The 16,519-nt window shown below is 65.0% G+C and carries 18 protein-coding genes and 1 tRNA gene; 10 read left to right on the forward strand and 9 right to left on the reverse strand.

What is annotated here, in order from left to right; genetic code table 11:
• Window positions 1-53: 53 nt before the first annotated feature.
• From PVW46_RS00200 to PVW46_RS00210, 3 genes are all read right to left on the reverse strand, one after another.
• Entirely contained in the window at window positions 54-275 is a 222-nt protein-coding gene (locus tag PVW46_RS00200; protein ID WP_069210171.1) for a hypothetical protein, read from the reverse strand.
• Window positions 276-296: 21 nt separating this feature from the next.
• On the reverse strand, window positions 297-662 hold the full coding sequence (locus PVW46_RS00205) for a hypothetical protein (protein ID WP_069210172.1): 366 nt from the start codon (window positions 660-662) through the stop codon (window positions 297-299).
• Between the two features lie 243 nt (window positions 663-905).
• Window positions 906-992, reverse strand: a tRNA-Leu gene (locus PVW46_RS00210).
• Between the two features lie 344 nt (window positions 993-1,336).
• Here PVW46_RS00210 and lipB point away from each other — a divergent pair.
• The gene (gene lipB / locus PVW46_RS00215; RefSeq protein ID WP_069210173.1) at window positions 1,337-2,002 is read left to right on the forward strand and encodes a lipoyl(octanoyl) transferase LipB; all 666 of its coding nucleotides are present in this window, start codon (window positions 1,337-1,339) and stop codon (window positions 2,000-2,002) included.
• A gap of 45 nt (window positions 2,003-2,047) precedes the next feature.
• Here the strand turns inward: lipB and PVW46_RS00220 are convergent, their stop codons facing one another.
• The 3 genes from PVW46_RS00220 to PVW46_RS00230 all read right to left on the reverse strand — a co-directional run bounded on the left by PVW46_RS00220 (window position 2,048) and on the right by PVW46_RS00230 (window position 3,516).
• Entirely contained in the window at window positions 2,048-2,500 is a 453-nt protein-coding gene (locus PVW46_RS00220; protein ID WP_069210174.1) for a GNAT family N-acetyltransferase, read from the reverse strand.
• 327 nt (window positions 2,501-2,827) lie between these two features.
• A complete protein-coding gene (locus PVW46_RS00225; protein ID WP_043144334.1) occupies window positions 2,828-3,034 on the reverse strand; it encodes a hypothetical protein in 207 nt (68 codons plus the stop codon).
• 275 nt (window positions 3,035-3,309) lie between these two features.
• The gene (locus PVW46_RS00230) at window positions 3,310-3,516 is read right to left on the reverse strand and encodes a hypothetical protein (protein ID WP_069210175.1); all 207 of its coding nucleotides are present in this window, start codon (window positions 3,514-3,516) and stop codon (window positions 3,310-3,312) included.
• 446 nt (window positions 3,517-3,962) lie between these two features.
• Here PVW46_RS00230 and ctaD point away from each other — a divergent pair, with 446 nt between their 5' ends.
• Window positions 3,963-5,636: a cytochrome c oxidase subunit I gene (gene ctaD, locus PVW46_RS00235; protein WP_043144332.1), complete on the forward strand. Its 1,674-nt coding sequence runs from the start codon at window positions 3,963-3,965 to the stop codon at window positions 5,634-5,636.
• 70 nt (window positions 5,637-5,706) lie between these two features.
• Window positions 5,707-6,252: a hypothetical protein gene (locus tag PVW46_RS00240; RefSeq protein WP_069210176.1), complete on the forward strand. Its 546-nt coding sequence runs from the start codon at window positions 5,707-5,709 to the stop codon at window positions 6,250-6,252.
• Window positions 6,253-6,339: 87 nt separating this feature from the next.
• Here PVW46_RS00240 and PVW46_RS00245 read toward each other — a convergent pair whose 3' ends face one another.
• Window positions 6,340-7,896: a hypothetical protein gene (locus PVW46_RS00245; RefSeq protein WP_069210177.1), complete on the reverse strand. Its 1,557-nt coding sequence runs from the start codon at window positions 7,894-7,896 to the stop codon at window positions 6,340-6,342.
• A 139-nt stretch (window positions 7,897-8,035) separates the two neighbouring features.
• Here PVW46_RS00245 and PVW46_RS00250 point away from each other — a divergent pair, with 139 nt between their 5' ends.
• Together PVW46_RS00250 and PVW46_RS00255 are read left to right on the forward strand one after the other, a co-directional pair.
• Entirely contained in the window at window positions 8,036-8,530 is a 495-nt protein-coding gene (locus PVW46_RS00250) for a DUF2244 domain-containing protein (RefSeq protein ID WP_069210178.1), read from the forward strand.
• Window positions 8,531-8,541: 11 nt separating this feature from the next.
• Window positions 8,542-9,483, forward strand: a complete 942-nt coding sequence (locus PVW46_RS00255) for a hypothetical protein (RefSeq protein WP_069210179.1) — start codon at window positions 8,542-8,544, stop codon at window positions 9,481-9,483.
• A 79-nt stretch (window positions 9,484-9,562) separates the two neighbouring features.
• Here the strand turns inward: PVW46_RS00255 and PVW46_RS00260 are convergent, their stop codons facing one another.
• Window positions 9,563-10,024 (reverse strand): GatB/YqeY domain-containing protein, encoded by a 462-nt coding sequence (locus tag PVW46_RS00260; protein WP_043144328.1) that lies wholly within the window; start codon window positions 10,022-10,024, stop codon window positions 9,563-9,565.
• A gap of 181 nt (window positions 10,025-10,205) precedes the next feature.
• On the opposite strand from PVW46_RS00260, the gene carA reads away from it, so the two are divergent.
• Both carA and PVW46_RS00270 read left to right on the forward strand, forming a co-directional pair.
• Window positions 10,206-11,357: a glutamine-hydrolyzing carbamoyl-phosphate synthase small subunit gene (gene carA / locus PVW46_RS00265; protein WP_069210180.1), complete on the forward strand. Its 1,152-nt coding sequence runs from the start codon at window positions 10,206-10,208 to the stop codon at window positions 11,355-11,357.
• Between the two features lie 137 nt (window positions 11,358-11,494).
• On the forward strand, window positions 11,495-13,381 hold the full coding sequence (locus PVW46_RS00270) for a glycosyltransferase family 2 protein (protein ID WP_274573702.1): 1,887 nt from the start codon (window positions 11,495-11,497) through the stop codon (window positions 13,379-13,381).
• An 8-nt stretch (window positions 13,382-13,389) separates the two neighbouring features.
• Here PVW46_RS00270 and PVW46_RS00275 read toward each other — a convergent pair whose 3' ends face one another.
• Window positions 13,390-14,040, reverse strand: coding sequence for a GntR family transcriptional regulator (locus PVW46_RS00275; protein WP_043144324.1), 651 nt, complete (start codon window positions 14,038-14,040; stop codon window positions 13,390-13,392).
• Between the two features lie 101 nt (window positions 14,041-14,141).
• On the opposite strand from PVW46_RS00275, the gene PVW46_RS00280 reads away from it, so the two are divergent.
• The 3 genes from PVW46_RS00280 to PVW46_RS00290 all read left to right on the forward strand — a co-directional run bounded on the left by PVW46_RS00280 (window position 14,142) and on the right by PVW46_RS00290 (window position 16,403).
• A complete protein-coding gene (locus tag PVW46_RS00280; protein ID WP_043144321.1) occupies window positions 14,142-14,786 on the forward strand; it encodes a pyrimidine 5'-nucleotidase in 645 nt (214 codons plus the stop codon).
• Window positions 14,787-14,910: 124 nt separating this feature from the next.
• A complete protein-coding gene (locus PVW46_RS00285) occupies window positions 14,911-15,117 on the forward strand; it encodes a hypothetical protein (protein WP_043144320.1) in 207 nt (68 codons plus the stop codon).
• Window positions 15,118-15,209: 92 nt separating this feature from the next.
• Complete coding sequence (locus tag PVW46_RS00290; protein WP_043144318.1) at window positions 15,210-16,403, forward strand: UbiH/UbiF family hydroxylase; 1,194 nt, start codon at window positions 15,210-15,212, stop codon at window positions 16,401-16,403.
• The last annotated feature ends 116 nt before the right edge of the window (window positions 16,404-16,519 follow it).

A 16,519-nucleotide genomic window follows, 5' to 3' on the forward strand; every position in this document is an offset into this window, starting at 1 on the left:
ACGGGCGCCGGTTGCAACCGGCGCCCGTTTTGCATTTGCAGCACACCCGCGTGTCAGGCCGGCGGGTTCTCACGAAAGTGGAACGACTTGTCGACCTTGCCGAACCAGTCGTGTTCCAGGAACTTGTTGCGCCAGGGCGTCTTGCGCGCCGCCCGCATCGCCGGGCTGTCCAGCGCATCGGCGCTGGTGACATAGTGCATGGCCAGGTGGGTCCATTCACTGTTCTCAAAGCTGTAGCGCGCGCTGCCCGCCCAGTCGGGGCATTCCAGGATCATCGGAATATGTTCCTGATCGTATCAGGCCTTGAATTCCTCGTGGAACGCGCGCGGGACCTTGAACCGAACCGTGTAGAGGATCGGCGCGGTCAGGACGGGATCGCTGACCCCTGTCTGGCGGAACTCGGACCGCTTGCGGGCCAAAAGGCTCTCGCTGGCCTCCGGCGTCGGCACGTCCGGCACGTCCGGCACGGTTTCGGGCAGCCGCTCGAGGTCGGCCACCAACAGCTGCCGGCTGACGTTGAAGGCGGCATAACGGATTGTCGCCAGCGCCTTGCCGAAACCGGGCAAGGTCGGAACACGGTCGGTCTCGCGGATCGCAGCCGCCTTTTTCGCGTTGCCATCGGCGGTATCGGCAATCGCCAGCCAGATCGCGTTACCCTTCATCTCTTTTCTCCTTTGGTTGTCTTGCGAGGTCGCCGGGCATGTCGCCTTGCCAACCAAAAGAAATGCGCCCCAAACCACAAAACCGATATATCGTTTCACTTTTGAGGATTCAGTTTCACATTTTGGGTGCGACGGAGAAGGACGAGAGGCCACAATCCAACCGCTCCCGCCAGTCGAACAGACCAAACGGTGCCAAGGCGCCCTTGGCGCCGGCACGAAGCATCCGCATTTTTTGGAGTGAAATGGTGCGGTCGAGAAGACTCGAACTTCCACGGGAGTTACCCCACAGCGACCTCAACGCTGCGCGTCTACCAATTCCGCCACGACCGCACTGTCCTGACTTGGTGGGAGGGTCTCTAGCGAAGCGCGGGGACGATGTGAAGAGGAAAAACGACAAAATCCCGCTCCACACACAAACTCTCCCTGCCCGGCCTGTTGCGGTCGCCCGCTGGTGGCGCCTTGCACGGAATGTCATTATGTGATCCTCCGCAAAGCGCGGGGATTTGAACGGCCGTCGAGGCCACACTCGGACAGGATCTTCGCAGCGCACAGCACGTCGGCCGACCCGGTCCAGAGGTTGCATCGGGCGGCCAGGGATCTGGAAGGCACCGCGCAGGAGACCGGGCGGATCTGCCCAGGATCAGGGAGGCGGGGCTCTGGCCCCGGTGACAGGCATGGAATGGAAGATCAGCGACGGACTGGTGCCCTATGAAGAGGCGCTTGCCTTCATGGAAGACCGCGCCGGCGCCATCGCCGAAGGGCGCGCGGACGAGTGCATCTGGCTGCTTGAGCACCCGCCCCTTTATACTGCCGGCACCTCGGCCAGGGTGGAGGATCTGAAAGACCCTGACCGCTTTCCGGTCTATACCTCCAAGCGCGGCGGGCAATATACCTATCACGGCCCCGGCCAGCGCGTCGTCTATGTCATGCTGGACCTCAACAAGCGGGGCCGCGACATCCGCCGCTTCGTGCAGGACCTCGAGGCCTGGGTGATCGCCACACTGGCGGAATTCAACCTTGTCGGACATATCCGCGAGGGCCGCGTCGGTGTCTGGATCGAACGCCCCGAGAAGCCGCCGCTGGCGGACGGGCGCATGGCAGAAGACAAGATCGCCGCCATCGGCATCCGCCTGCGCCGCTGGGTCAGCTTTCACGGCATCTCGATCAACGTGGAACCGGAGCTGGAGCATTTCGAAGGCATCGTGCCCTGCGGCATCAGTGATTTCGGCGTGACAAGCCTGGTGGATCTCGGTCTGCCGGTGACGATGGACGACCTGGACGTGGCGCTGAGGACGCAGTTCGACGCGGTCATGGCCGAGCCCGCCAAAGATACGGCCTGATCCGAAAGACACGGCCGGGCAGCAATCTGCCGCCCGACCGGTCCTTCACGGGTTCAGCTGCAAATGCGCGATTTCGAAAGGCAGCCCTTGGTCGTCCGTCGGCCGCCTGGACATTTCCCGGAATCCCAGCGCCGCGTAAAAGGCACAGGCCTGATCGTTGCGCGTATAGACATCCAGTGAAAGCGAGCCCTTGAGCGTCAGTGCCCGGTCAACCAGGCGGCGGCCTATGCCCCGCCCGTGGTAACCGGGGCTGACAAAAAGACCGCCTATGAACCTGTCCAACAGGCTGATGAACCCGACCGGGGTTTCCTGCCGACAGGCAACCCATGTTTCGGATGAGGGCAGGTAAAGATCCTCGATCAGCTTTCGCTGTTCGAGAAGGCGCGCACGGCCAAGAAAGGAATGCGCGGCGAGAGACGCGTCGAACCAGATGGCCGACAGGGATTCGATGTCCGTGGCCATGTCGAAAGGCCGGATCACGCAGGTTTCGTTCTTCATGAGAACTCCACAGAATTTTGGATATGCATAAAGGTCCGGCACGTCTGGTGCCGGGGCAAGCCGCCCAATGCGGTTCAGACTGGGGCGCTGCGCATATCTCTCCTTCTGCCGATGGTCCGAAGGTAGGCCGCCCAGGTCGCGGACGCAATGGCCGGGGGAGACATGCGGCCCCTGCAGGCATGACGCGGACATGAAAAAGGGCAAGGACTGCTGTCCTCGCCCCCGGGGGCAGATCAAATTTCCCCCGCCCGATGTCTTAAATGTTCAGGTGCTTGCAAATCATTCCTCGGTCAGGGCCGGAGCGGCAGCAGGCCCGGACCGGCTGTCTCAGGGTTTGCCGGAAAAGACGTGAAAGAGGATGTCTTCGCGGGCGATGCCCCGCTGTGCCAATTCGGCATCCGACAGCGCGCGCAAGGCGTCGATGCGGGCGGTGCGCTGGCGATAGCGGCGGTCAAAGGGTGTCTCGAAGGCGCGCGCCAGGCGCTGGCGCAGGGTGGCACGGCTGGAAACGAAGCTGTTGTCGAAATAGGCCATCTTGAACTCCCCCGTTTGGGTGATGCGGTGTGCGGCAGATGGGTTCAATCTAGGGGGTGGCCGTCCGCCCCATAAGTCGGGAATGCCGGACCGTCGGGTATACCGGACCCCGTGCCCGGTACAGACAGCAGTCGCGGGAGCCGGGCATGAAAAAAGGGGGCGCACTCACAACGCCCCCTTAGACAATCATGGAAAGAATGGATGGGCGGAAAGCCCGGAAAAGGATTTGGTCAGTGAAACCTTGTCGCCGCGTCGCGCGGCGTCACGTCGGCGGATCAGGCCTTGCCCGAAAAGACGTGAAAGAGGATGTCCTCGCGGGCAATGCCGCGCCGGCACAATTCGGCATCCGATAGCATGCGCAGTTCGTCGATGCGGGCGGTGCGTTTGCGGTAACGGCGGTCGAAGGGGGTCTCGAACAGACGCGCAATGCGCTGGCGCAGGGTGGTGCGGTTGGCGTCAAAGCTGCTGTCGTAGTAGGCCATCGTGATCCCTCCCCTCGGGATGTTCGTGTTCTCGATGACCGGACATTAGGCTGGCGGCACCGACGGACGAAAGTCGGGAAACCCTGACCGTAAGGAATACCTGACCCTCCGAGGAAAGGTCGCGGAACAGGCAAACCCGTGACGGCAGCCGGACCACAAGCGCCCGGCCTGCCACTCTGGCAAACCATGACACTTCGACAGCGGTTGCCAGGGGTGATCGGGAAGGGGCCTTGCACGAAGCGGACAACGGTCCGCATGGAGGCGACCTCGGTTTCTGACGAAACACCGCCCGCGCCATGCGACCAAGGTGCGACAAAAAGATTTGATCTGCGTCAAATCCGGCCATTGCCGCCCTATTGGTCACATTCTAAAACGTGAAACGAACGTCGCGCGCGGGTGGATTCCCCGTCCTTGTGCGACGCCTAGGGATCAGCAGGAGGCAAACAATGGCAGATGCAGCCATTCACGGCCACGAGCACGAAGACAACCGCGGGTTCTTTACCCGCTGGTTCATGTCGACGAACCACAAGGACATCGGGATTCTGTACCTGATCGTCTCCGCGTTCGTCGGGCTCATTTCGGTCGTTTTCACCGTTTACATGCGCATGGAACTCATGTCGCCGGGCGTTCAGTACATGTGCATGGAGGGCATGCGCTTCCTGCCGACGGCGGTCGAGAACTGTACACCCAACGGCCACCTCTGGAACGTGCTGATCACCGGTCACGGCATCCTGATGATGTTCTTCGTGGTCATTCCGGCACTGTTCGGCGGTTTCGGCAACTACTTCATGCCGCTGCAGATCGGCGCGCCGGACATGGCGTTCCCGCGGATGAACAACCTGTCGTTCTGGCTGTATGTCGCGGGGTCCACCCTGGCGGTCTGCTCTGTCTTCGCACCGGGCGGCAACAACCAGCTGGGCTCCGGCGTGGGCTGGGTGCTTTACCCGCCGCTCTCGGTCAACGAAGGCGGCATGTCGATGGACCTGGCGATCTTCGCCGTCCACGTCTCGGGCGCGTCGTCGATCCTGGGCGCGATCAACATGATCACCACCTTCCTGAACATGCGGACCCCGGGCATGACCCTGTTCAAGGTGCCGCTGTTCTCCTGGGCGATCTTCGTCACCTCCTGGCTGATCCTGCTGTCGCTGCCCGTTCTGGCCGGCGCAATCACCATGCTGCTGACGGACCGTAACTTCGGCACGACCTTCTTCGATCCGGCCGGCGGCGGCGACCCGATCCTGTACCAGCACATCCTGTGGTTCTTCGGTCACCCCGAGGTCTACATCGTGATCGTGCCCGGGTTCGGCATCATCAGCCACGTCATCGCCACCTTCTCGCGCAAGCCGATCTTCGGTTATCTGCCGATGGTCTGGGCGATCATCGCCATCGGCGCGCTGGGCTTCGTCGTCTGGGCACACCACATGTACACCGTCGGCATGTCGCTGACCCAGCAGAGCTACTTCATGCTGGCCACGATGGTCATCGCGGTGCCAACGGGCGTGAAGGTGTTCAGCTGGATCGCCACCATGTGGGGCGGCTCGATCGAGATGAAGACCCCGATGCTCTGGGCCTTCGGCTTCCTGTTCCTCTTCACCGTCGGCGGCGTGACCGGCGTGGTGCTGAGCCAGGCGGGCGTCGACCGTGCCTACCATGACACCTATTACGTCGTGGCGCACTTCCACTACGTGATGAGCCTGGGTGCCGTCTTCGCGATCTTCGCGGGCGTCTACTTCTACTTCCCGAAGATGAGCGGCCGGATGTATTCCGAGTTCTGGGGCAAGATCCACTTCTGGATGATGTTCATCGGTGCGAACCTGACCTTCTTCCCGCAGCACTTCCTGGGTCGCCAGGGCATGCCGCGCCGGTACATCGACTACCCCGAGGCATTCGCCACCTGGAACTACATCTCCAGCTGGGGTGCGCTGCTGTCCTTCGCATCGTTCCTGCTGTTCTTCGGGATCATGTTCCACGCCCTGACCCGTGGCGCCCGCGCCAACCAGGCAAACCCCTGGAACGAGTACGCGGACACGCTGGAATGGACCCTGCCCTCGCCGCCGCCGGAGCACACCTTCGAGCAGCTGCCGAAGCAGGAAGACTGGGACAAGGGCCACGCGCATTAAGCGCCAGGGCTTGACCAAGACAAGAAAGGCCCCGCCAACGCGGGGCCTTTTCACATGAAAGGGGCCTGTCATGATCTTCTACTATGCCCTGCTATTCGCGCTTGCCATCATTCCATGCGCCCTGTCCCGGCATCGCTGGCCGCATGTGCTGGTGTTCTGGACGGTGGGCGTGTCGCTGGTCCTGGCGGTTCTGGTGGTCATCGGGGCGCCGGTGGCCCCCCGGATCGTTGTCGATGCCGGCCTGATCGAACCGCAGGATCCTGAAGTGCTCCAGCCGATCTTCATGCGCAACGCCATGCTGACGGTGGGCGGTGCTGCGATCTACGTCGGGCTGGCACAGATGCGGGCATTGCGAATGCCACATGCGCTCGCGCTGTTGATGCTGGGCACGCTTTACACGCTCACGGAACACGACCTCGTCTATGGACTTGGCACCCCGACGTTCAGCCATATCCCGGCGGAAATCCAGGACGATTTCGCCCGCCGCATGGCCGACCACACAGCCAAGATGAAACAGGCGGTCCGCATCACCAGCTTCGTCGGCATAGCCGGGTTCCTTGGCCTTGCGGCCTACCAGATCTGGCTTCGTCTCAAACGCGGGCCGGTCGGAAGCTGACCCCGATATCCCGCCCGCGGACCCGGAGCGACCGCGGCCCGCGAAAGGACTCCGCGACCCGCGGGAACCTGTTTCAAGGCGCGCCGGTCACTCGCGCCATTCATAGATGTAACGATAGCAGCCCAGCGGCTGCAGCGTGACCGTCATCTGGAAACGGCCATCCTTGTAGCGCGCGCCCTCGGGCGGCGCGAACGTCCCGCTCCACGCGGCAGAGGGCGCCTGGTTGTAGGCGGTGCCGATGAACCCGTCGGTGCGGTCCTTCACGATGTCCACCGTGGCCCTAGAGCCCTTGGCACAGTTTTCGCCCTCTGTGCCGTAATAGTAGAACAGCCCGCCATGCCCCCAGCCGGCGGCATAGTCCCCCTGCACGCTGGCCGAGAGCGGCACCTCCTGCCCCGGCACGAGGTAAGGGGGCGGCGCGGCCCAGGTATAGGTCACGACATAGGCGTCCCAGGCATCGCCACAGCGCGGCTTGCTGTGGGAAAACTGACCGCTGCCGGCACCGACCGATCCTTTCGGCTCGTAACAGCTGTTGTTGTCGGTAAAGGTCGTCATCCCCCCCTGCGAGACCATCGCCCAATGCCCGCCCTGCGGCGCGGCCGGGCCCGGATCGTCCCGCACCGGCTGCGGAGCCGGATCGGCCAGGCTCATGCGCTGCGCAATCTCGGCGCAGCGCCCCTCTATGATCGGCAGGACGTAGTGCGACAGCGCAAGGCTCTGCAGCCGGGCCTGTGCCACCTCCTGCAGGTCGATGCCGACCTCTCGGTTGCGCCGCGCCTCTATCGTGGTCAGGGCCGCGTCAAAGGCCCGATCCGCGACGGCCCTGGCGTCGTCGCGGACGTTTTCGATGATGCGCAGCCGCTCATCGTTGCCGACGTCACGCTCGGGCACCGCGCCCTGCACGTCCGGCGGACCGAATATTTCCTCGTAGGACTTGCGAAACTGCCGGTCCGCTTCGGCATAGGCCGCATCGCGTGCTGCCAGCGGCGCCTTCATCGCCTCCGCGGCGAGCATCATTTCGGCTTCGATCTCTGCCACGTTGCGGGCAGCCTTGTCGCGCAGCATCTGCTGCGCGCGCTGCACCACGTTCCCGTCCCAGCCGTTCATCAGCGCGTGCTGCACCATCTCCTGGACCCAGCGGGCCCGGTTCTGGGCCACGCGCTGCCGGTTCGCCTCCAGGATCGCATCCGGGGTCAGCACCAGTTTGCGCCCGGTGTTCGCCCCGTCCAGCACTACCTTGGTCCAGCCGGAAGCCATGAGCGACAGCAGGTCCCATTCGTCCGGCATCTTCCAGATCGCCAGCAGGGACATGGCGTAGTCGTCGAACAGGACATCCATGTCCGGCGGCAGATGCGCATCCAGGTAGAGCGCCGTCATCACCGCCCTGGCGCAATCGTCGCCCCCGGTCATGTCCAGCACCTGCTGCAATTCCACCAGGTCGTCGCCGTGATAGCGATCGAGGTCGCGCACCCCCGGCATCACCCATCCCTGCGCAAAGGCACGCGCGACGTGATCGTCGATCTGGCGTCGCGCATCGACCACATCCGCGCAGGCCGCGCCCCCTGCCAGGGCCAGCACAAGGGCACCTGTGGCCAGCCCGCGAGCCCAATGCCGCCTGTCATGCCTTTGTTCCGTGACGCACATCCTGTCATCCTCCCGGGTCTGCGACACCGACCTTAGCATTTCCCCGGGAACCCGGACTTTGACCCACAACAATTCTGCTGTATATCCAGCCTGATGAATTCAACCCGGGGTGAGACCGGGCCCATTTTCCGACGGATCCATGCCCTACCACTGGACAACGCCCCCCCGCGAAGCTTCACAGGTCCTGCAGCTCTGGCCGCATAATTCCCTGTCGGCCGAAGGCTTTGCCGCGATGATCCTGGGCTTTTTCCTCTTTGCCTCGGTGCCTCTCTACAGCGTGATCGGGACGGTGGTGCTATGGGGCCTCCTGCCCTTCATGCTGGCGGCAACGGGAGCGCTCTATTACGCGCTGCGCCGCAACCAACGCGACCGCCGTATCCTGGAGGTGCTGACCGTCACGCCCGAGGTCACGCATCTGACCCGCACCAATCCCAAGGGCGACACCCAGGACTGGGAAAGCAACACCTACTGGGTCAAGGTCGCCTGCCACGAGGCCGGAGGGCCGGTGCCCTACTACGTCACGCTCAAGGGCAATGGCCGCGAGGTTGAGATCGGTGCCTTCCTGAGTGAGGAGGAACGCCGTTCCCTGTTCAACGACCTGACCGACGCGGTGCGCCGCGCGGCCAATCCCTGAAGGGCAAGAGCATGGCGCAGGTCCCCGCTACCCCGAAATGGCACCGGGCCGCGATGCGGCTGTCGGTGGCCCTGAACCGCGAAGCCTGGATCGACCGGCTGACGCCGGCCCCCAGCGAGGCCGCCGCCCTGCGCCTGCGAGACGCGCTGGCCGCCCGCGTCCCGCCGCTGCGCAAGCGCGTGGTCTTCCTGATCCCGCTGGTGGGCCCGGACCATGTCGGAGACTGGGAGGCCGTGGCCGACAGGCTCTCGGCGACCTTGGACTGTTTCATCGCGCAGGATGATCCCAACTGGCAGGCGGTGATCTGCTGCCAGGAACGCCCGCCCCTGCCCGACGATCCGCGCATCACCTTCCTGCCCTTCTCGGCGCCGGAACCGGGAAATGACAAGTGGCTGAAGCTGGCCGCGCTGACCGCCCACCTGGACGAGATGGACCTGCCGCCGGCCTACGTCATGAGCTTCGACGCCGACGACCTGCTGCGCCAGGGCAGCGTGCGCGAGATGCTGCGCCGCCAGGCGCCGGGCGGCTACCTGGTGCAATCCGGCTTTGTCATGGACGATGCGACCGGGACTATCGCCCTGGCCGACCGCCCTTCGCTACGCCAGCCCCTGCGCAAGCCCTTCTGGAAGCTCTGCGGTTCCTGCGCGGCGCTGGCCCATGACCCGGACCTGCAGCAAAGCACCGCCTTCCTGCAGGCGATGACCCAACACGAACACCGGATGTTCCCTTACCTTGCCGCGCTGGCCGGGCGCACGCTGGCACCGCTGTCGCAACCAGCGGTCCTCTATGTCCTGAACCACGGAGAGAATTTCGGCGCGCGGCGCGGGCGGGTCAGCTTCAAGACGCGCTTCGTGGAACGCTTCCGCATCGACGACCCCTCGGAACTGGCGCTGATCGCCGATGGCTTCCCGGTGCCAGAGATCGGCGACGACACGGCCGAAGCAACCGCCTGACCCGGACGAGCCTGACCCGGACAAGAAAAAAGGCCGCCCCGAAAGGCGGCCCTTTTTGATTCCGTCGGACCCCCTTCGGTCAGGCCGACAGCCGGTCCTTTACCCGGGGGCCGACAGACCCGAAATCCATCTGGCCGGTGTATTTCGACTTGAGCACGCCCATGACACGGCCCATGTCGCGGATCGATTCCGCGCCGACCTCGGCCATTGCCGCGTCGATCGCCTTGGCGACCTCCTTGTCGTTCAATGCGCGCGGCAGGAATTCCTCGATCACCTCGATCTCGGCGGTTTCGCGTTCGGCCAGGTCCAGCCGGCCCGCCTCTTCATAGCTTTTGGCGCTTTCGCGGCGCTGCTTGACCATCTTGCCAAGGATGGCCAGCACCTCGGTGTCATCGACCCCGGTCTCGTTGCCTTCCCCGCGGACGGCGATGTCGCGATCCTTGATGGCGGCGTTGATCAGGCGCAGCGTCGAAAGGCGATCCTGCGCCTTGTCCTTCATCGCCTGCTTGACCGCCGCGTTCACCTTTGCACGCAGTTCCATGACCTTATCCCCTCACGGTTCATGAATTTGTGACACTACTTCAGGACGCCCCCTGTTGCAAGCGCAGCAATTTTGCGCCAACCCTCTGATAATCAATGATTTTTGTTTTCCATCAAGCACTTGACCAGCGCCCCGGGCGGCCTTAGGTTCCGGCCAATTTGCCGCCACCCGGAGATCTGCCATGCCTGCTGCCCACGCACGCCCGACCGCCTGCCTTGCCCTTGCCGACGGGACGCTTTTCTATGGCACCGGCTTCGGCGCCACCGGCCAGACCACGGCAGAGCTGTGCTTCAACACCGCGATGTCCGGCTACCAGGAAATCATGACCGATCCGTCCTACGCGGGCCAAATCGTCACCTTCACCTTTCCACATATCGGCAACGTCGGCGTGAACCCCGACGATGACGAAACCGGTGACCCGGTGGCGGCGGGCATGGTCGTGAAATGGATGCCGACGCAAAGCTCGAACTGGCGCGCGGCGCAGGAACTGGGCGACTGGCTGGCGGCACGCGGACGCATCGCCATCGGCGGCATCGACACCCGCCGCCTGACCCGCGCCATCCGTCAGCAGGGCGCGCCGCATGTGGCACTCGCCCACGATCCCGACGGCAACTTCGACACCGAGGCGCTGGTCGCCGCAGCGCGCGGTTTCCCGGGGCTTGAAGGGCTGGACCTGGCGCTGGATGTGACCTGCGCGCAAAGCTATCGCTGGGACGAGATGCGTTGGGCCTGGCCCGAAGGCTACCAGCGGCAGGACCAGGCGCGGCACAAGGTCGTCGCCGTGGATTACGGCGCCAAGCGCAATATCCTGCGCTGCCTTGCCTCGGCCGGTTGCGAGGTCACGGTCCTGCCCGCCACCGCCACCTTCGACGACGTCATGGCGCATGAGCCGGACGGCGTTTTCCTGTCGAACGGCCCCGGCGACCCTGCGGCCACCGGCGCCTACGCGGTGCCGATGATCCAGCGGCTGCTGTCCGACACCAAGCTGCCGGTCTTCGGCATCTGCCTCGGGCACCAGATGCTGGCCCTCGCGGTGGGCGCCAAGACGATCAAGATGAACCACGGCCACCACGGCGCGAACCATCCCGTCAAGGACATGGATACGGGCAAGGTCGAGATCACCTCGATGAACCACGGCTTTGCCGTCGACAGCCAGACCTTGCCGCAAGGGGTGCTGGAAACGCATATCTCGCTGTTCGACGGGTCCAACTGTGGCATCCGCCTGGCCGACCGCCCGGTGTTCAGCGTGCAGCATCACCCCGAGGCAAGCCCCGGCCCGCAGGACAGTTTCTACCTGTTCGAGCGCTTCGCCGCCTCGATGGACGCGGCCTGAGCGCCGGCTCTTCGGAAAAAAAACGCGGTCTGTTAATCGTTTGGCGGCAGTTTGCCGCCAAACTGCCTTTTTTGGTTAAGTATTCGTTTACCAACGGTGTGTGAAGGTTCCGGTAACCGAGTTTACCGGGACGCGGCATGTCAGAGCACCGCCTGCATCTGGCCGAGGCCAAGCTGGCCCAGGCAAAGGCCCGACGAGGCCAGCCCATCAGCCATATCCTGATGGAGGAGGGTCGCGTCGCACCGACCGAGATGTTGGGCGCGATGGCCGAGGCCAGCCGCATCGGCCAATCGGTGCCCCAAGTCGTCGTGGCAGAGGCCATCGCCTCTCGCGAGGAGGTGCTGGAGGCGCAGGCGCAGCATTTCGGCGCGCTGGTCCTGCGCCGCCGCGACAGCCCGCCCGACCCCGCCGTCATCGACCGGCTGCCGCCGGAGTTCTGCCTGGAGCACGGGGTCCTGCCCTGGATGCGCGTGGGCGACACTCTGCTGCTGGCCACCTCCCGACCGGATGATTTCCCCGACCTGCTGCCGCTCTTGCCGCCCGACATCGGCCCCGTCGTCATGGCGCTGGCGCTGGAGGCCGACATTCACGCCGAGATCTCGGCCCGGGCCGGCGCCCGGCTGGCAGAGGCTGCCGAGACATGGGTCCCCGACGAGGACAGCTGCCGCGACCTGAACCGGATGACCCCGCGCACGCGGATGCTGGCGATTGGCGCGGGCCTCCTCTGCCTGGTGTTGCTGCTGTTGGCGCCGCGCCTGCTGTTCGGGGCTGCGCTGCTTCTGGCGTTGGGATCCCTGGTGCTGGCGCAACTGATGAAGCTGGCGGCCCTCGCCGCCCTGCCCCGGCGCGCTCCGCCGGTCCATGCCACCCTGCCCGCCGACCCGCCGCTGGTCTCGATCCTGGTGCCGCTCTTTCGCGAAGAGGACATCGCCCAGACGCTGGTCAAACGCCTGTCGCGGCTCTCCTACCCCAAGGCGCTGCTGGATGTCGTTCTGGTGCTGGAAGCAGAGGACCAGCTGACCCGCGAAACCCTGTCCCGCACCCGTCTGCCGCCCTGGATGCGCACGATCACCGTGCCCCCCGGCCGGATCACGACCAAGCCCCGGGCGCTGAACTATGCCTACCGGTTCACGCGAGGGCAGATCGTCGGAATCTACGATGCCGAGGATGCCCCCGCCCCCGACCAGATCACCCGCGTCGCGGGCCATTTTGCCCGCGCCCCGGCCGAGGTCGGCTGCCTGCAGGGCATCCTCGACTACTACAATCCACGCGCCAACTGGCTGTCGCGCTGTTTCACCATCGAATACGCCAGCTGGTTCCGCATCCTGCTACCCGGCCTGTCCCGGTTGGGTTTTGTCGTGCCACTGGGCGGAACGACGGTGTTCTTTCGCCGCGCGGTTCTGGAAAAGGTCTGCGGCTGGGACGCGCATAACGTGACCGAGGACGCCGACCTTGGCGTGCGCCTTGCGCGGCACGGGTTTCGGACCGAACTGATTTCCAGCGTCACCCGCGAGGAGGCCAATAACCGCTTCTGGCCCTGGATCAAGCAGCGGTCTCGCTGGCTCAAGGGCTACGGGATCACCTGGTGGGTCCATACCCGCAACCCGCGCAGGCTATGGCGCGATCTCGGGCCGAAACGCTTTGCCGGGGTGCAGTTGCTTTTCCTGACGACACTGGTGCAATTCGCGCTTGCACCGGTTCTGTGGTCCTTCTGGCTGATCCTGATGGGGCTGCCGCACCCGCTGGACCCACACCTCTCGCGCCCCCTGATCCTGGGTCTGACGACGCTTTTCCTCAGCGCCGAGGCGGTGTCGATCTTGATCGGCCTGGCCGCGCTGGCCCGTAGCCCGCACCGCGCGCTCTTTGCCTGGGTGCCGACGCTCTTCGCCTATTTCCCGCTGGGAACACTGGCGATCTACAAGGCGCTTTGGGAAACCCTGCGCAATCCCTTCTACTGGGACAAGACCCAGCATGGCCGCTCGGCCCCGGACCGCCCCGGATCGGACCTGCCGCCCGAGGGCTGAGGCCGAGGTCATACCGTCATGTGCTCGGCATTGTCCTGTTTCAGGCGGGTGATGAACGCGGTCGAGATATGGTCGCGCAGCGCACGGTAGGCCGCGTCCTCGTCCCGCTTGGAAACCGCATCGACAATGGCCTGGTGTTCGCCCAGCGCGATCTCGCCCCGCCCCTTCGCTGCCAGCGAGGTTGTCGCCATCAGCGCCATCGACCGATAGACAAGGTCCAGTTGCTGCACCAGGTAGCGATTGTGCGAAGCCAGGTGGATCATCCGGTGGAACCGCCGGTTGGCCCGAGCCATCGCCGCTGGATCGTTCAACAGGGCGCGATCCTCTTCGATCATGTCGCGCAGCACCCGCACCTCTTCCTCGGTCGCGTGCCTTGCCGCCAGCCGCGCGGCCAGCCCCTCCAGCTCGGAACGTACCGCGTAAAGTTCGGCCATCTGGTTGTGATCCAGCGAGGCCACGATCAGCGACCGCCCGTCGCGCGCCAAGAGCGACTGGGTTTCCAGCCGTTGCAACGCTTCGCGGATCGGCGTGCGCGACACGCCGAAACGCTCTGCCAACTCGCTTTCCACCAGGCGGTCTCCCGGCTTGTAGATACCTGAATCGATGGCTTCGAGTATCATCGTATAGGCATCTTTCTGTGCCGGCTTGACCTCGCTCATAGAACCCTCCCTGCGTCCACCGCGCCACGATAGCGCCAGCAGCATGGCAGGTTCAAGCTGCGCGGATTGCCGCGCGACCGAGCAAAAGGTAGGCATTCGACATGACCAAGGACAGATTTGCCCATGTGCGGGCCTGGGTCTTCGACCTGGACAACACGCTCTACTCTCCTGCCGTGCGCCTTTTCGACCAGATCGAGGCGCGCATGAACACCTATGTCATGCGCGTGACCGGCGCCGCCCGGGACGAGGCCGCCCAGCTGCGCCGCGACTACTGGGCGCGCTACGGGACCACCCTGGCCGGGCTGATGACCCATCACGAGGTCGACCCCGAAGACTACCTGGTGGACGTACACGACATTTCATTCGACGCGCTGACGCCCGATCCGCACCTTGCCGAGCTGATCGCCACCCTGCCCGGCCGCCGCATCGTCTACACGAACGGCAGCGCCCCCTATGCCGCCCAGGTGCTCAAGGCGCGCGGGCTGGAGGCCGCCATTGACGCGATCTATGGCGTCGAAGACGCAGGATACACGCCCAAGCCCCGGCCCGAGGCATTCGAGCGCATCTTTGCCCGCGACGGGCTGGACCCGGCAGTAGCGGCGATGTTCGAGGACGATCCGCGCAACCTGGCCGCCCCGCACGCGATGGGCATGCGTACGGTTCATGTCGCGCCCGAGGCGGCCCCGGCGGACCACATCCACCACCACACAGATGACCTTGTGGCGTTCCTGCGCGGGTTGAAATAGCGCGCCGCCAAGGCGGGCGGAGAATTGATCCACAAAAGCTTCATGTGGCATGCGACATTAAGCACCTGTTCGGCAGGCACCCAAGTGTTATTTCCACCATCAGAACAGATCAGGAGATGCGAATATGTCGAGTGCCGAAACCGCCGCCGCCCAGGACATGCCCCGCAAGGCGATCTCGCCGGAACAGGTGGCTTACCTGATCGCCGCCTTGCTGGTGGGCGCCGGCGCCGCGATGACCGCGCTGTTCGGCCTTCCCGGGCTTGCGATGACGGCCCTGGCCCTCGTTCCGGTGGTCTACGTCGTGCTGATCCTCATCTCCGTCGGCAAGTAACCCCGCGACCGCAAACCGCGCCCCGCGCGACACCGATCCCGATACACATTCCCCCGCACCCGCCCTAGGGTCCCGGCAAAGGAGTCGTGAAGATGGATTACGATATCGTCATTTCGGGCGGCGGCATCGCGGGTCTGACCGCGGCCGCGGGCTTTGCCTCTGCCGGGTTCTCGACGCTCTGCGTCGACCCCACCCCGCCGGTGACAGAGCGCGAGGCCGACGGTGCGGACCTGCGCACCACGGCCTTCCTGCAACCGGCCCAGGCCTTTCTCGACGAAATCGGCCTCTGGTCCCGGCTGGCGGATCACGCCATGCCGTTGCAGGTCATGCGGATCGTCGATGCGGGCGGCCCGGTGGCCGAGCCGCGCGTGACCCGCGATTTCGACGCCGCCGACCTTTCGGACCGCCCCTTTGGCTGGAACCTGCCCAACTGGCTGCTGCGGCGGGAAATGGCGGCCCGCCTGGGCGAGCTGGCCAATGTCGATTTCCGCCCCGGCACCGGCACGACCGCGCTCTTCACCCGCGAGGGTGAGGCCCGCGTGACGCTTTCGGACGGCAGCAAGGTGCGCTGCCGGATGGTGGTGGCGGCGGACGGACGCGCATCGCCCATGCGCCAGGCGGCGGGCATCGGCGTCAAGACAACGCGGTTCGGGCAAAAGGCGCTGGCCTTCGCGGTCACGCATCCGATCCCGCATTGCAACGTCTCGACGGAAATCCACCGCACCGGCGGCCCCTTCACCCTGGTTCCCCTGCCCGACCTCGATGGCCGCCCCTGTTCCGCCGTGGTCTGGATGGAGGACGGCCCAAAGGCACAACGCCTATTCGATCTGGACCCCGCGACTTTCCAGGCGGAAATGTCGGAACGGTCGTGCTTTCTCTTCGGTCCGCTGGAACTGGCCTCGCGTCGCACGATCTGGCCGATCATCGCGCAAGAGGCGGAACGCCTGTCGTCCCAACGCCTCGCACTGGTGGCCGAGGCGGCGCATGTGGTGCCCCCCATCGGCGCACAGGGCCTGAACATGAGCCTCAAGGATCTCGCCGCCCTGCGCGACCTGGCACTGGCCCGCCCCGAGGGTCTGGGCGATGCGCAGATGCTGTCCGCCTACCACCGCTCCCGCATCACGGATATCCGCGCCCGCGTTGCCGGGATCACCGCGCTGAACCGCATTTCTCAGCTCTCGGCGCAGCCGCTGCGCGACATCCGCGCCAAGGGGCTGGACGCGCTCTATGGACTCAAGCCGGTGCGGACCTCGCTCATGCAGATGGGACTGGGCGCGCGCGGATAGGGGGACAGGGGGCGCTGCCCCCTCTGGGCCCAAGGCCCATTCACCCCCGAGGGTATTTCGAAAACCAAAGAAGGCTGGCGCGCGGCCCGTGTTTCTTTGGGCCGAAAATACCTCCG

Source organism: Mameliella sp. AT18 (assembly GCF_028807275.1).
Taxonomy (GTDB): domain Bacteria; phylum Pseudomonadota; class Alphaproteobacteria; order Rhodobacterales; family Rhodobacteraceae; genus Antarctobacter; species Antarctobacter albus.

What these genes read in the sequence shown, in the direction of transcription:
- PVW46_RS00200 (WP_069210171.1), bottom strand. Translation starts at nt 275, where the DNA reads ATGATCCTGGAATGCCCCGACTGGGCGGGCAGCGCGCGCTACAGCTTT.
- PVW46_RS00205 (WP_069210172.1), bottom strand. Translation starts at nt 662, where the DNA reads ATGAAGGGTAACGCGATCTGGCTGGCGATTGCCGATACCGCCGATGGC.
- lipB (WP_069210173.1), top strand. Translation starts at nt 1,337, where the DNA reads ATGGAATGGAAGATCAGCGACGGACTGGTGCCCTATGAAGAGGCGCTT.
- PVW46_RS00220 (WP_069210174.1), bottom strand. Translation starts at nt 2,500, where the DNA reads ATGAAGAACGAAACCTGCGTGATCCGGCCTTTCGACATGGCCACGGAC.
- PVW46_RS00225 (WP_043144334.1), bottom strand. Translation starts at nt 3,034, where the DNA reads ATGGCCTATTTCGACAACAGCTTCGTTTCCAGCCGTGCCACCCTGCGC.
- PVW46_RS00230 (WP_069210175.1), bottom strand. Translation starts at nt 3,516, where the DNA reads ATGGCCTACTACGACAGCAGCTTTGACGCCAACCGCACCACCCTGCGC.
- ctaD (WP_043144332.1), top strand. Translation starts at nt 3,963, where the DNA reads ATGGCAGATGCAGCCATTCACGGCCACGAGCACGAAGACAACCGCGGG.
- PVW46_RS00240 (WP_069210176.1), top strand. Translation starts at nt 5,707, where the DNA reads ATGATCTTCTACTATGCCCTGCTATTCGCGCTTGCCATCATTCCATGC.
- PVW46_RS00245 (WP_069210177.1), bottom strand. Translation starts at nt 7,896, where the DNA reads ATGTGCGTCACGGAACAAAGGCATGACAGGCGGCATTGGGCTCGCGGG.
- PVW46_RS00250 (WP_069210178.1), top strand. Translation starts at nt 8,036, where the DNA reads ATGCCCTACCACTGGACAACGCCCCCCCGCGAAGCTTCACAGGTCCTG.
- PVW46_RS00255 (WP_069210179.1), top strand. Translation starts at nt 8,542, where the DNA reads ATGGCGCAGGTCCCCGCTACCCCGAAATGGCACCGGGCCGCGATGCGG.
- PVW46_RS00260 (WP_043144328.1), bottom strand. Translation starts at nt 10,024, where the DNA reads ATGGAACTGCGTGCAAAGGTGAACGCGGCGGTCAAGCAGGCGATGAAG.
- carA (WP_069210180.1), top strand. Translation starts at nt 10,206, where the DNA reads ATGCCTGCTGCCCACGCACGCCCGACCGCCTGCCTTGCCCTTGCCGAC.
- PVW46_RS00270 (WP_274573702.1), top strand. Translation starts at nt 11,495, where the DNA reads ATGTCAGAGCACCGCCTGCATCTGGCCGAGGCCAAGCTGGCCCAGGCA.
- PVW46_RS00275 (WP_043144324.1), bottom strand. Translation starts at nt 14,040, where the DNA reads ATGAGCGAGGTCAAGCCGGCACAGAAAGATGCCTATACGATGATACTC.
- PVW46_RS00280 (WP_043144321.1), top strand. Translation starts at nt 14,142, where the DNA reads ATGACCAAGGACAGATTTGCCCATGTGCGGGCCTGGGTCTTCGACCTG.
- PVW46_RS00285 (WP_043144320.1), top strand. Translation starts at nt 14,911, where the DNA reads ATGTCGAGTGCCGAAACCGCCGCCGCCCAGGACATGCCCCGCAAGGCG.
- PVW46_RS00290 (WP_043144318.1), top strand. Translation starts at nt 15,210, where the DNA reads ATGGATTACGATATCGTCATTTCGGGCGGCGGCATCGCGGGTCTGACC.